We start from the raw sequence: 14,465 nt of genomic DNA, 5'->3' as shown, positions 1-14,465 counted from the left end.
CGTGCGTGTGAAGTCCAGAAAGGCGACCGACCGCACCTATGCCTGAAGCGGCTTCTCACATTATCCCTTTGGGTCAGAGAGCAACAGAAACACCAAACGCAAATTACTGATGTTTTTGCTCCCTTAACGAAAGGGATAATCCTGCAAAAAAGCGGGAAAAGGCCCTAGTTATCTGGGCGCCACACGTTGATCTATAGATCAACGCGGTAACCGACGCACATAGCGATCACCATGGTGAGAATGATCGGAATCAATACCATCGCAATATAGGATAAAATCAAACGCTTCTAAACGAATTCTAAAAAAAATAAAAAAGCCGGCTCAACGTCTATGGAAAGACATCAAGCCGGCCAAGAAGCCAGGATTTATATCGGTTTCAGGATGTTTCGTATGACCCGAGTGATAAAGGGGAAGATCACCGACAGATGCGTTTCTTCCTCGTAAAGGTAGAATTCCGAGTTCATGTCGGATCTGCTGTTCCTCAGGAGTTCGGATAAAGCCTTCGCATCTTGGATCATATGCGGCTTTTCCAAACTACCCACCCCTAAGAATATCGTTAAAGGTGATTTCTCTTCGGGTTTGGTAAGCTCTCGATCGGTTAACCAACGTTTCGCGACCGGGAGTAAATAATGATTTTTCCACCAAATCGATGGACTGCCCGCTGCATAAACCTGAAAAGCGTCAGGCTTCATAAACAGGGTGTATAACGCAAACCACCCTCCCAACGAATGGCCAAACAAGGTTTGGCGTTGCTGATTAATCGGCACCTCTCGTTCGATCGCGGGTTTCAACTCTTCTTCAATAAACTTCAGAAAATGCTCTGCCCCGCCGGTCTCCGGCCAAGGCGCATCAATCTTCCGCTCGGGGAGCTCATCAGCTGCCGCCTGGATCGTATAGTCATAGAAGCGGCGTTCCGTTGCAAACGGTTGTTCCCCCTCATAGCCAATGCCAACCACGACGGTGGTCTCCAGCCGATGCGGCCCCCGCGAATGCATTCGCACCGCTTCCGTCATCGCCCCGAAGCACGCGTTGGCGTCCAGCATGTAAATCACCGGAAAGCCGCCTTCTGGCACCTCCGTATCCGGCTTCCACATCATGATCCGATAGTCGCGGCCGAAGCGGCTTGTCATCGTCCATTGTTCGGCACCGGGAATGCCAAACGGCTGCTTTTTGCCCACCTGATTCATCCGGTTGCTCCTCCTCCAGTTAGGCTTTTGCTCTTTTTGCCCGATACAGCAGCATTACGAAATAAGGAACCCCGATCACCGAAATCACAATCCCTACAGGTAATTCCGCCGGGGCAAATACGATGCGTCCCAGAAAATCACCCAGCAGCACCATCACCATGCCGATCCCGCCGCATACCGGAACAAGATAACGGTAGTGAAGACCAACCAAACGCCGGGCGATATGCGGAGCAATCAGGCCAACAAAGCCGATGCTGCCGGACACGGATACGCAGGCGCTGATAATCCCGACACAGCAGATCAACAGCCATTGCCTTTGCGTATTCACGCGAACGCCAAGTCCAACAACGCTGGTTTCATGAAGCTGCATGATGTCGAGCACGGCCGCCTTGCGCCAGATGACCGGAATGAGCACGAGCAGCCAAGGCAAAATCCCCAATACCTGTTCCCAATTGGCTCCATAAATGCTTCCCGACAACCAAACGGTGGCCATCTCAAAATCCTGCGGGTTCATTTTCAGCGAAATGTACATCGTTAACGCACCAAAGCCCGAGCCAAGCGCAATCCCCACCAGAATCAAACGCCCGGGATCAAGCGAACCGTGATGCCTAGCAAACATATATAACAGCCACACCGCGGCAAATCCGCCCAGCCAACCAAACATCGGCATCGATAAAAAGGACCAGATGCCCGTTCCCTTCACCGTCCCCTGGGTCAGGAACATAAACAGAACCACGGCAGAACCCGCAGCGGCATGAATGCCCAAAATTCCCGGATCGGCAAGTCCGTTACGTGTTATCCCCTGCAGAACCGCTCCGGCTACGCCTAACCCGCAGCCGACCAAGGCAGCGATCACGATGCGCGGCAGCCGGAAATCGAAGACAACCAGGTCATGATCCCACTGCGGATCGATGCGGAGCAGCGTCTTGACGATATCACGGACGGAGAGGTCAAAGGTGCCGTTCGTGAGGCTGATGTAAATGCAGGCTAGCGCCAGGATCAAGCAGCCGAGGAGCACCAGCCAAAACCGCGAAGCTTCGCTTCTTCTATTCACTTCGGCCCCCTCCTCTCGTCTTGATCAAGTACAGGAAGTAGGGCACGCCAAACAACGCGGTGACTACGCCGATCGGTACCTCGAACGGAGGGTTCAGGAATCGGCTGATCAGATCGCACCAGCCCAGAAACAACGCGCCAAGCAGCGCCGATAAAGGAACGATCCGCCGATAATCCGGCCCGACAAGAAACCGCGTAATATGCGGCAAAATTAACCCGACAAACGCAATCTTTCCAGCGATCGCCACGGAAATGCCGGTCATGATGACAACACTGAGCATCGTCAACGACTTGATCAGCTTCACGTTCATTCCCAGCTCGGCTGCGATTTCCTCCCCAAGCGACAGCGCCGTCATCGGCCGGGCCATAAATAACGCCAGGATGAGTCCGGCGGCCGCGAACGGAATCGCGAGCTGGATCATGTCCGGCGAAATGCCGTGCAGCCGGGCGTTGTACCAGAAGCTGATATTTTGTGACACTTGATAGTAGCTTGCCAAAGCTTGGGATAAACCGCCGAGAAATGTCCCCATCACCGTGCCAAGCACTGCCATCATCACGGGGGAGGAGCCGCCCGGCAGCAGCCGGGAGATCCCAAAGACCAGTACCCCGCCCAGAGCAGAGCCCGCCAGCGAATAGCCCACCATCGCCATATTGCTGGCGCCCGGCAAGAACGCCATACATAACGTAATGGCAAACACCGAGCCGTCGGATATCCCCATGATGGACGGCGATGCCAGCGGGTTGCGGGTCATCCCCTGCATCAGTGCACCGGAAGCGGCCAGCAGCCCTCCGATCAGCAACGCCCCAATTGCCCTTGGAATCCGCGAAGTACGGATGATCTGATGGTCGACGTTCCCTTCATCGAAGTGGACAAGCGCCTCCCAGGCGGTCTCATAGCGGATCGGCTTCGTGCCGTGCAGTACGGAGATGATCACAGTCACTACCATCAGCGCAAGCGCCAATCCGCTAAAGGTCCAAGTCTTCCATTTGAAGCTGCGCATGGTCTATTCGGAAAGACGTTCCAGCGCTGCTTTCAGGAACTCGATGCGGCTCCACGCCGGTCCGCCTTCCGACAACGGATCGATGACGTTTACGTATACCTTATCGTTTTTCACCGCGGCAACGTTTTTAACGATCGGGTTGTTCAGGAACTCATCCAATGCGGTTGCCGTTTCCTTGTTCTCGTCTGCAGCAAATTGAATAAACAATTGGTCCGGATTGATCGTCGCCAGCTGTTCGATCGTGATTTCCTCCTGGGCTTTCGCCGCACTCACCTCGGCTGGTACTTTCAGACCTAGATCTCCGTAGAGGATCGGATTGAAAAATACGCTTTCCGGATAAATGAACAGCTTCCCTGTCCGGATACGAATTGCCATCACGGTTTGATCGACAAGTTTTTCTGTTAGCGTGGCTTTTGCCCCTTCGAGATCGCTCTTATATTGCTGGATCGCTTGTTCGGCAGCTTCCTGTTTCCCCGTCACTTCTGCCAGCAGACGCAAATTATCTTCCCAATCCACAGCCTGATGGGAGACTAAGATCGTCGGAGCGATTTTGACCAGCTGCTCCTGAACATCCTCCGGGAATTTCGTCGAACCGAGAATCAGATCCGGCTTCAGCTGCAAAATCGTTTCAAAGTTCGGCTGCGTTTTCTCCCCGATGGACTCCGCCCCGTCTGTAATCGCAGCAAACCGTTCCGGGAACGCGCCGCTGTAGGTGATCGCACCAACCGGATGTACATCCAGCACCAATGCGTCCTCCATCGCTTCCATCGCGCCGGTGATCACGATCCGCTCAACGTTCGCAGGAACCTCATAACTCTTGCCCAAATATTGAATCGTCCGCGTTCCTTGTGCAGCTTGGTCCGTCCCGCCGGCATTGGATCCGGCGGCAGCGTTCGCTTCCGTCGCGGTCGTTGGATTGGCTTCACTCGTACCGTTGGCCGAGCTCCCTTCTTTTTCTCCACCACAAGCCGTTAAGGCCAATGTCAGCAAAAGGACGGCGCCTGTTGCCCAAATCCGTTTTTTCATTTCTCTTTACCCCTTTCGTCTATTCGACAAATCTATGTTGATAATGATTATCATTATCGAGTATAAAAAAGAGGCCTAAAATAGGCCATGGACAAAATTCCGAACAATTATGGATTTTCTTCCGGAAACAGCTCGGTGAACTGATCCAGCATCCGAAGATGCGCGTGGGCGGAATACTCAAGCCAAGGATCAGACGACAACAGCTTGACCCGCCGCCGTTGAACGGCCCGGATCGCTTGCCAGCTCGGATTCACTTGCAGCCTCCCCCACGCCTCAAGCGTTTCACTGTCCTGCCGAATCATCATCAGGAGATAACCGGGATCGATGCGGCCCAGCTCCTCCAGAGTGATCGGACAGTTGTAACAAGGCGTGTCGCACACATAACCGGGGGCCAGTCCCAGGTCATCAAACAGAAGGCCGGCCATGCCGCGATTACAGTGGAGAAATAACCGATCCTCTTTCATACGAACAATGACCAGCGTTTCTTGGCGCAGTGATTGAGGCAGCCGCTCCTTGACCTGCTCCAGCCGAAATTCGTACGCTCTGAGCCATTGATTGGCTTGCCAGGACTCATTTATCTCCTCCGCCACCTGCATCAATAGCTCGCGCCATTCCGTCTGCGAAGCGGCTAGGATCTGAACCGGGGCCATTTGTTCTAACGCCCGCTGCTCCTCCTCCGAGATCGAGTCCACTGCCAGGATCAAATCGATCGGAGCCTGCCGCAGCCGTTCTAGGTTCTCGCGCCAATCTTCGTTGTAGCGGTATGCGCTGATGTGCAGCGGTATGTCGCTGCGGAATTCACGGTAATAATACTCTGTCCATTTAGGATGCATCGCTGCGGCATACGGCATGAATCCCAGCGGAGTAAGAAAACCAAGTACCGAGGGACTGTAAGCCGCCAGCTTGCGGCGTCGGCTCCTCATATAAACGGACGGCGATACGCCGATCTCCTGCTTAAACTTGCGGCTGAAGTAGAACTCGTCCGCATACCCGGTTTGATGGGCAATCTCGCGCAGCTTTGCAGAAGCGGTGGCCATCAGCTGTTTGGCTCGCTGCATTCTTTTCTCGGTGACATATTCGATGGGGCTCTTCCCGTATTTCTTCTTGTACATTTCGGCAAAATACTTCGGGCTCAACTCCGCCACCCGGGCCAGCTGCTCAATCGTAACCGGCTCGTTGTAGTGCTGATCGATGTACCGCTTCGCCGCCTCCAACGCTTCGCCTGCATGATAAGGCTTGGTGCGACTGTTCCGGTACAAATAATAAAGCATCTCCTGCAGGTCAATCTGACTGCGGAAATGCCCCATGGGCTCCCCGTGCTGCCAGGCACGGCAAGCGCTCTCGGCCATAACGGCCAATTTGCCGGGCGTATGGACCCGTAATTTTCCATGATACGGCAGCAAGGCATCCAGCTGGCCATCTTCTTTGCCTCCAGCTTCTTCACCTACAGAATTCGAGTCGGCATAGGCGTCGAAATAGAACGCGATTAACTCGCCATCCTCGCTTAGATCGACGGTGCCAAAGGTTTGGCCGGGCACGCAAACGTACGCGCTGCCGTTCTCCAGCTCGACTGTCTCTTGATCGACCATCAACCGGCCATCCCCGCAGGCCGCCACGATTAACGCGAAGGACAATGCCAGCTGCTGGCGCATGGTCTTGTCTCCTGTTCCCGATACCGCCTCAACGGAACGAAGCCGGATCCATACTTGATCCAGCTTCCGCAGCTTCATTTCTTGGGGATCTAGATTCATTATCCTTCATCTTCCTTTATCAATATCCTGCTATCAGTATATTGATAATCGTTCTCAATCGTCAATCCCAGTTTGTACCGCCTTGGCGGTTCGGTCGATTCGGTTCGTCCAGATCCAGCCGCTGTATCCTGCCGGCAGGCGCTTCACGTCTTCTAATGTATCGAAGCCGCTGGAGAAGTCGCTGCCGTCCCCGCCAACGATAACGACGCGGGTATTCGCTCGTTCCATACGACTCAGGAATTTATCCGGCCAGCCCCACAGCCAAGGCGCGATTTTCTCAGGGATGTGCAGCTCGGTGTTCCGGCAAACATCGGGGATGTATCCTGTCCAGCCGGAAGCTTCATACGAGAGCAGACATTGCTTTAACGTTGCCTTGGACATGACCCGCATATCCGGCAGCAGTTCCTTTAAGACCGCTATGGGCTGATCGCCGCCATAAACGGTTAACAAGTCCCGCTCCTCCTTCTTTAACGTAGAAAGGTAGGCCGCGAGCTGCTTCCCTTCCTCGGGGTCGTCACTTTTGATGTGCAATAGCAGCGCCTTGCCGGGAAAATGCTCCACCACCTCAGGCAACGACGGCATCAGCCCAACCCCTTTGCCGCGAAACGGATACGTTTTGCCTTGATCGGCGGTATATCCGTATCCGATATCCAACATTTTAAGCTCCGCCATCGTATAATCTTTCGTTGTGCCCTCCGCATTGGTACGGCAATCCAACGTCCAATCATGGAACACGGCAAACTGCCCGTCCTTGGTTGGCTTCAGATCCAGTTCCACCATATCCGCGCCCGCTGCAAACGCCGCTTCCATGGATGGCAAGGTGTTCTCCAGAAACTCGTGCTCCGGTTCATAGATCCGTTCGGCCGTGCACGTGTCGTTCTCGATCCCCTCCATCGGGAACGTTTGCGCTAGCCCGCGGTGCGCCAGCAGCTTAGGTTCCCCGCCATGAGCTGCGGTCAAATGCGGCGTATTGTTCAAGTAAATAAAGGCAATAAGGACAAGCAATATCCAAAACGTTCTGCTTCTAAAAATCTTCCTGATCTTGCGCAAGCCGGTCCCCCCGATCCTTCCCCATCCTGTTCCTATTCTTTCTCTAAAATATATCCGCTTCCCCGGATCGCATTGATCTGGAATGTGTCGCGTCCATACTTTTTGCGAATCCGATAAATTAACGTCGTTAATTCATCGATCGTCACATCCGGTAGCCCGTCGGGGCCGGGATTGCGGTCGTACCACACCGTCTGCTTAATCTCACGGATCGTCACCAGACGGTTCGCGTGCTCATGGAGCAGCTGCAGCAGCAAATATTCCTTTTCCGACATCGAAATTTTGACGCCGTTCACAATGCATTCCCGTTTCTCCCAATGAATCGTAACCGGTCCTTCAGTCTCCTCTGGGTGCGTCGAGTCATTTACGGGCTCAAACTCCAGCGTTTGTTCTCCGGGCGAATAAGAGAAATGCAGTACGCTGGTGCCCCGCGCCAGCTTCAGGATATCGTTCGTTTCAAGTACATAAGGGGCATGCGGGATCATCCGCACCCCGTTCAGTTCCGTGCCATGACGGCTCCCCAGATCGTAGGCGACCGCACGGTCCCCTTCTTTCCGAATCATTAAATGCTTGCGGGATATAAAGATGTTCGTAAAGGCCATATCCGGAAAACTCTCGGAAGACGTCCGCCCGATTTCCGTCGTCTCTTGATCCAGGTAGATGCAAGTTCCAGGACGAAACGGGTCCCCGCGAAGAATATAAATACAGGCAAAGGTATCCATACCTAAGCTCCCTCCATTTTCTATACCATCATCATCTTATCTTAAGGGACGTCCCAAGAATATAGCAACCGCAGTGATATTATCCTCACAGCAGGCTGATATCAACGCTCGTTTTTCAATGGTCGATTTTCTGTTATCATAGGGGGAGAACAAAAGGCGAACACCTGACGAACGGAATTTATACGAGAAAGGAATCCATGCATGAGTTTTCAGTTAACGGAGCGCGTCATTAAATTGTTATGCGGCCGAATCGCTTACGAGCGTGGAGAAGCGTATTACCGGACCGGGAAAGTGGCTTTTCTCCGGATGGACCACGGCTCCCGTGTCTATGAAGCCGCAGTGTCCGGGACCGGCCACTATCATGTGTCGCTGCAGATCGATGAACACGGCGACGTGCATGCGGAATGCAACTGTCCTGCCTTCTACTCCTATAACAACTATTGCAAGCATATCGCCGCCGTCTTGCTGGGTGTTCATGATATGCTGCAGGGTGGTAAGGCGCCGGTTCGTCCGTTTCCGTCTCTGTTGCGGCAGCAGGATGACATTCTAAATTCGGTGGACGACGATCGCAATGGATCCTATAGCCTGGTCCAGCGTAGACAATCACAATCTGGAGACATCCCTTCCCGCGATATCTGGATCGCACGCGATATGATGCGCTTGTTTGAAGAGAACACCCCGCCGCCGCTGCGAACCGGACTGAGGTTCGATCAACGGATGCCGCTGGAGGTGGAATTTACGCTCCATCCGGTGCTGTACGGCTATCGCAAGTACCTGTTCGGACTGGAGCTGAAGATTGGCGAGAAGCGCCTGTATATCGTCAAGAACATTCGGGATTTTCTCGATAAAATCTCACGCGGCGAGCCGTACAGCTTCACCAAACATTTCAACTATGACCCGGAACGTTACTCCTTTCGGTCGGAGGATGAAGCGATCTTACAGAAGCTGGCGGAGATCCGGCGCAATGAGCAGATGTTTCACGAGAGCCTGGGAGGATACTCATTGAAATCAAACGGAATTTCCGATCGGCTGTTGCCGGTGCCGCCCGTCTTTTGGGATGGGCTGCTGCCGCTGCTCTCCCAAGCGCCGCTCGTGCAACTGGAGCAGGATAGCCGCATTTGGCCAGGGCTTGAAGTGACGGACGGGCCGCTGCCGTTAAGCTTCAATCTCGGTCAAGCCGGGGACGAGAGCTATCAGTTTTCCGCCCAGGGCCTGGATGACGTTCTTGTGATGGACGCCTATGGCATCATTTTGTCGGAAGGTAAGCTGATCCGTCTCTCCCCCGCGCAAACTCGCCGGCTCGCTGAATTAAAACATATGATGATCACCGCGCGGAAGCAGCATATCCTGATCTCTCCTGAACAGATCGAGCCCTTCGTTGAGCGGGTACTGCCCGGGTTGACGAAGTTCGGAACCATCCATGTCGAGGAGAAGGTCGCTAGCCGCATGGTACGGACCCAACTGAAAGCCCGGCTGTACCTCGATCGGGTCAAGGACCGGCTTCTGGCGGGCTTGGAATTCCAATACGGAGATATCATATTTAACCCCTTGGATGAACATGGACCCAAGCGGGGAACTGATTTGATATTGCTGCGCGATACCGAGAAGGAGCGGCAGATTTTGAATCTGATGGAATCCGGCTACATGATCCGGACAGAAAGCGCTTATTTCCTCGATGACGAAGAGGCAGAATACGAATTCCTGTATCATGTCGTCCCAGAGCTTGAGAAGCTCGTGGACATCTATGCCACCTCAGCGGTCAAAACCCGGCTGATCACCGACCTTAGGCCGCCGAAAATTTCCGTGGAGCTGGACGAGCGTACAGATTGGCTGGAGTTTCGCTTCAGCATGAACGGGATCGGCGAATCGGAAATCCGCGGCTTGCTTCAAGCGTTGGAGGAGAAACGCAAGTACTTCCGGCTGCCAAACGGAGCGTTGATGCCGCTCGAAAGCGAGGAGTTCCAGGAAATCGTCAACTTCCTGAACGAATTTGGCTTGCGCCAAAGCGATATCCGTGGACCGGAATTCCGTTTGCCGGTCATTCGCGGATTGCATATCCAGGAAGACCGTGGACAAGGTCCGGTGAAGCTGGGCAAGGCGTACCGCGAGCTGCTGCATAACCTGCAGCATCCCGGCAATCTGGACTTTCCGGTACCGCCGCAGCTATCCGACGTGCTTCGCGACTACCAGGTTTACGGTTATCAGTGGCTCAAGACGCTGGCCTACTATCGCTTCGGCGGCATTCTTGCCGATGATATGGGGCTTGGAAAGACGCTGCAAAGCATCGCTTTTCTCATATCGGTGCTGCCGGAGATTGCCGAGTCTGGACAGCCTGCGCTGATCGTCTGCCCCGCTTCCCTGGTGTACAACTGGCGTAACGAACTGACGAAATTCGCACCTAATCTCAAAGCCGTCATTGCGGATGGAAGTAAAGCCGAACGGGTACGGACGCTGCGCGAGGCGTCGCAAGCGGACGTGGTCATCACCTCCTATCCACTGCTGCGCCGCGATATTGAGCAGTTCGCTGAACTGTCGTTCCATACACTCATTTTGGACGAGGCTCAAAGCTTCAAAAATCACGCCAGCCAAACGGCCCAAGCCGTGAAAATCCTGCAAGCCAAGTACCGTTTCGCCTTAACTGGCACCCCGGTGGAGAACTCGCTGGAAGAGTTATGGTCGATCTTCAGCGCCGTATTCCCGGAGTTATTCCCTAGCCGCCAGGCGTTTAACGATCTATCCCGGGAGACGGTGGCCAAACGCATCCGCCCTTTCGTCCTGCGCCGGCTGAAAACCGACGTGTTGAAGGAGCTTCCGGAAAAAATCGAGTCCCTGCAACCCTCGGAGCTGCTTCCGGAACAGAAGAAGCTGTACCTTGCCTACCTGGCCAAGCTGCAGCAGGAAACGCTCAAGCATTTGGATGCGGATACCTTCGGGCAGAACCGCATCCGCATACTGGCCGGGTTAACCCGGCTGCGCCAGCTTTGCTGCCATCCGGCCTTGTTCGTTGACGGCTATGACGGCGGTTCGGCCAAATTTGACCAGCTGATGGAAATGATCGAGGAATGCCAAAGTGCCAGCAAACGCGTGCTGATCTTCTCCCAATTTACGGAGATGCTCGGATTGATTGGCCGGGAGCTGGGCTACCGGGGGCTGCCTTTCTTTTATCTCGACGGGAAAACGCCGGCCGCCGAACGGGTAGAGCTGTGCTCCCGCTTTAACGACGGGGAACGCGATTTGTTCCTCATCTCGCTGAAGGCCGGAGGCACTGGCCTGAACCTAACGGGGGCAGATACTGTCATTCTCTATGATTTATGGTGGAATCCCGCGGTCGAGCAGCAGGCGGCGGACCGGGCTTATCGAATCGGGCAGAAGAATATCGTTCATGTCATTCGCATGGTTGCACAAGGCACTGTGGAAGACAAAATGTACGAGCTGCAGCAGAAGAAAAAACATCTCGTCGAAGAGGTGCTTAAGCCCGGACAAGAAGCCATATCTGCGCTTACCGAGCAAGAAATTCGCGAAATCTTGATGATCTAACCTGCAACTAAAAAAGGGATCGGAGGCGCCGAATCACTTCGGCATTTCCGGTCCCCTTCTTCATCTCATTGACCCGTGACTTCAAACTCGTAAAGTGAATACCCGTAAGGCGTCCCCCGCTCGATACCATACATGCGGACATATCTCGCTGGCTGCGGTGAGAGCGGGATTTCGTCGAGTCCACCATCGCCGCTTGAGTTCGAATACACCTCTTGCCAATGCTCTGGCGACCCGTTGTCCGTGGAGATCTCGATCTTGTAGCGCTTGGCGTATGCGGCCTCCCACCGCAGCTTGACGCCGGTGATTTGATGTACGGAACCCAGATCAACGTAAATCCATTCCGGGTCGGTACCTTCGCGGCTGGCCCATCGCGTCATCTGGTTGCCATCCACAGCTTTGTCCGGTTCAAACCCAACGCCTTCAATCGTGCTGGATACCGCTGTTTTATTCAGAGCTAGATTAGGCGCTTCCGGTACGGTTGCACCGCCGGGCTTCCACCAATTCCCCGATAGGAACAGCAAGTTCAGCAAATTGTAGCTGTCGCTGAAGTAGTCCTCTTTCTTATTCTTCATCCAGTCCCAGCCCGCATTCACCCATGCTTGATTACTGGAATTTGCTGTCCCCGCCGAGATGAATGGGGCGACAAATACCGCGGTGGCATAATTTCCGATCGCCGTACCGTCCAGCTTGTAGCCGTTTTTGATATTCGCGGGTGAACCGCCGGTTTTGTTCTTCATCCAGTTCACCATTTGATCGGCCAGCGCTTTCGCTCTTGTATCGCCGTATAACGCATAATCCATCACAATACGCAGCGGCACGCGGCTTGCATTATAGTAATATTGATTTGTCTCTTTGAACTCTTCCAGATACCACTCTGGCGCAGGTCTTGGCGGGTTGCCCACCACGAAGTCGGAGATCAGTCCGGTATTTGGTGAATACATTGTGGTAAACTGTTGATACACATCGTACAGATTATCAATGACATGAATCCAAGTCTCATCCCCCGTGACCTCGCAAAAAGCGCGCAAATGGCTGAGCATCCAGTCCGAAGGGCGTGTATTCAGCGCATCTTTACCGTCCCAATCGCCCAGATTGAGCCGATAGCCAGTCGTAACGTAGCTGGCTTTGATGCCGTCGGTAATCATTTTTTTCGCTTCCTGCAGGTAATTGATTTCCCCGCCCGAACCCCACTGGTTATGAGCTAAAATCAACGAATATGCGATATCCAAATCACCGTCGGTTGCCGAGCCAAAGTGCCCCTGAGCTGCTTTGCTGTCCGCCACAACCCAGCCCATCAAATTCGGGTTGCCGCTGCTCTTATACGCGCGTGCCGTTTTGAACAACCCGTCATAGATCGTCTTGGCGTTCGGATCATATCCGGCCATCAGCACCGTGATGATCATGCCGTAGCCTTGGCCTTCGGAAGAACCCAGCGCGGTAAATCCGTCGGGATCCCCCGTGATATTTCCCTTCACATAATAACCGCCCGGCAACGAGGTCAAATTATTCCTAAGGTAGGTCGCTTTCCAATAATCGTAATATGCCGCTACGGCCTGATTCATCGCCGCTTGGGTGACATGGCTTGGCTTGATTACTCCCGGATAGCTGACCTGCTGCGGGAACGGTTTCAGTTCGCCAGCGGCAGCAACGGGAGCGGCCGGTGCGATGGCCCCAAACGAGGTGGCTATGAATAAACACAGCAAAACTAGACAAACCTTATGAAGCTTCATCATCATTCCTCCTCAAAGCGAAAGTAGAAAACCTGTCTTTCGTTAAGCGATCTCGGAATTGCACCTAATGAAACGCAAGGATGTCCTAATTCCTATTTTATTCCAGCTCTCTCTAAATATAAACTAAATTCTACGGGTCTGAAACATGAAAACACGGGGATCGGGATACCCTATGGAAGGTAATGACTACTACCGAGAGAATGACTTAAGGAGGATCAGTATGGAACATCAGAATCAACCAGCCCGCGATGAGGCCAAACTGCGCAACAAATTAAATGAACAAGGGGATTCGTTGGCCGAGAAAAAGAAGATTGAGAATGGAGTCGACATCGAGCCGGAGGCCGATGAATGGGTGGCCAAACCGGTGCCGTTCACTGATACGGATTCCACGAAATAACCTTCCTCTTTCGTTGATCCATCCGCAGGGCTCCTTATGGGGCCGCTGCGGATATTTTATTGTCCATCAGCGTTCCCAGGCTACAGGATAATGAACCTTAAGCGCGAATATCATGATACAGAGGTTGATTTGAAATCTGGGAGCGTGAATAGATGGAAGCGTTCGCAAAAGATTTATTGAAGGATAAGGTCATCCTGATCACCGGTGGCGGTACGGGGTTAGGACGGGCCATGGCCAGTCGGTTTTTGCAGCTCGGCGCTAAGGTCGCCATCTGCGGTCGACGTGAAGACGTATTGGAAAAAGCTGCTGAAGAACTATCCTCCGCTGACGGCAGTGAGGTATTCCCGCAACGCTGTGATGTTCGCGATCCCGGGCAAGTCCATAACTGCGTAGATGCCGTTTGGCGTCATTTCGGACGGATCGATGTGCTTGTCAACAACGCTGCCGGCAATTTTATCAGCCCGACAGAACGTCTGTCTCCCAATGCCGTCAATGCGGTGCTGGGCATCGTGCTGCACGGTACATTTTACATGACATTAGAGGTAGGAAAACGTTGGATTGAACAGCGGTTGCCCGGAACGATGCTGAACATTGTCACGACCTACGCTTCGACCGGATCGGGATACGTCGTTCCCTCCGCCGCGGCCAAGGCTGGCGTTCTCGCTCTGACCCGCTCACTAGCCGTCGAGTGGGCACCTCACGGGATCCGTCAGGTGGCGATCGCTCCCGGGCCGTTTCCAACGGAAGGTGCCTGGTCCCGCCTCTCCCCTACACCGGAGCTGGAGGCAAAAATGCTGGGACGCGTGCCACTCGGGAGAACCGGCCGCCCCGAAGAGCTGGCGGACTTAGCCGCCTTCCTCGTCTCGGATGCCGCCGGCTATATCAACGGTGAGGTGGTCACGATTGACGGCGGTGAATGGCTGCGCGGGGCCGGACAATTTAACGATCTTGCCGAGGTGACGGAAGAACAGTGGGATCGCTTGTCCGAGTTAACGCGCAAAGGGAAATAGCCGC

The 14,465-nt window shown here is 53.9% G+C and carries 11 protein-coding genes and 1 pseudogene; 3 read left to right on the top strand and 9 right to left on the bottom strand.

Going from position 1 to position 14,465, the window contains the following annotated elements:
* Nucleotides 1-365: 365 nt before the first annotated feature.
* The 7 genes from NSQ80_RS10010 to NSQ80_RS09980 all read right to left on the bottom strand — a co-directional run bounded on the left by NSQ80_RS10010 (nt 366) and on the right by NSQ80_RS09980 (nt 7,787).
* Nucleotides 366-1,187 carry an alpha/beta hydrolase-fold protein gene (locus NSQ80_RS10010; protein WP_323076516.1) on the bottom strand — a complete coding sequence of 274 codons (822 nt, stop codon included), beginning with the start codon at nt 1,185-1,187 and terminating at the stop codon, nt 366-368.
* Nucleotides 1,188-1,206: 19 nt separating this feature from the next.
* Nucleotides 1,207-2,241, bottom strand: coding sequence for an iron ABC transporter permease (locus NSQ80_RS10005; protein ID WP_009223222.1), 1,035 nt, complete (start codon nt 2,239-2,241; stop codon nt 1,207-1,209).
* On the bottom strand, nt 2,234-3,187 hold the full coding sequence (locus NSQ80_RS10000) for an iron ABC transporter permease (RefSeq protein WP_232282201.1): 954 nt from the start codon (nt 3,185-3,187) through the stop codon (nt 2,234-2,236). The genes NSQ80_RS10005 and NSQ80_RS10000 overlap by 8 nt, the downstream gene beginning before the upstream one ends.
* A 57-nt stretch (nt 3,188-3,244) precedes the next feature.
* Complete coding sequence (locus NSQ80_RS09995; protein ID WP_339302127.1) at nt 3,245-4,267, bottom strand: ABC transporter substrate-binding protein; 1,023 nt, start codon at nt 4,265-4,267, stop codon at nt 3,245-3,247.
* A 107-nt stretch (nt 4,268-4,374) separates the two neighbouring features.
* Nucleotides 4,375-6,018, bottom strand: coding sequence for a helix-turn-helix domain-containing protein (locus tag NSQ80_RS09990; protein ID WP_009223219.1), 1,644 nt, complete (start codon nt 6,016-6,018; stop codon nt 4,375-4,377).
* 54 nt (nt 6,019-6,072) lie between these two features.
* Nucleotides 6,073-7,068 (bottom strand): glycerophosphodiester phosphodiesterase family protein, encoded by a 996-nt coding sequence (locus tag NSQ80_RS09985; RefSeq protein WP_009223218.1) that lies wholly within the window; start codon nt 7,066-7,068, stop codon nt 6,073-6,075.
* 32 nt (nt 7,069-7,100) lie between these two features.
* Nucleotides 7,101-7,787: an FHA domain-containing protein gene (locus NSQ80_RS09980; protein WP_009223217.1), complete on the bottom strand. Its 687-nt coding sequence runs from the start codon at nt 7,785-7,787 to the stop codon at nt 7,101-7,103.
* 201 nt (nt 7,788-7,988) lie between these two features.
* Between NSQ80_RS09980 and NSQ80_RS09975 the strand changes: the two genes are divergently transcribed.
* Nucleotides 7,989-11,324: a DEAD/DEAH box helicase gene (locus tag NSQ80_RS09975; RefSeq protein WP_260069955.1), complete on the top strand. Its 3,336-nt coding sequence runs from the start codon at nt 7,989-7,991 to the stop codon at nt 11,322-11,324.
* 65 nt (nt 11,325-11,389) lie between these two features.
* On the opposite strand, the gene NSQ80_RS09970 is transcribed toward NSQ80_RS09975, so the two are convergent.
* Nucleotides 11,390-11,749, bottom strand: a complete 360-nt coding sequence (locus NSQ80_RS09970) for a discoidin domain-containing protein (protein ID WP_260069993.1) — start codon at nt 11,747-11,749, stop codon at nt 11,390-11,392.
* 63 nt (nt 11,750-11,812) lie between these two features.
* A pseudogene (locus NSQ80_RS09965) lies at nt 11,813-13,060 on the bottom strand (glycosyl hydrolase family 8); the annotation flags it as partial.
* A gap of 214 nt (nt 13,061-13,274) precedes the next feature.
* On the opposite strand from NSQ80_RS09965, the gene NSQ80_RS09960 reads away from it, so the two are divergent.
* Both NSQ80_RS09960 and NSQ80_RS09955 read left to right on the top strand, forming a co-directional pair.
* Nucleotides 13,275-13,451 (top strand): hypothetical protein, encoded by a 177-nt coding sequence (locus NSQ80_RS09960; protein WP_260069954.1) that lies wholly within the window; start codon nt 13,275-13,277, stop codon nt 13,449-13,451.
* A 152-nt stretch (nt 13,452-13,603) separates the two neighbouring features.
* Nucleotides 13,604-14,461, top strand: a complete 858-nt coding sequence (locus NSQ80_RS09955; protein ID WP_009223213.1) for an SDR family oxidoreductase — start codon at nt 13,604-13,606, stop codon at nt 14,459-14,461.
* Nucleotides 14,462-14,465: the final 4 nt, after the last annotated feature.

This window comes from Paenibacillus sp. FSL K6-2441, from assembly GCF_037964765.1.
GTDB lineage: Bacteria > Bacillota > Bacilli > Paenibacillales > Paenibacillaceae > Fontibacillus > Fontibacillus phoenicis.
This window is presented reverse-complemented; position numbering and strand designations above follow the sequence as displayed.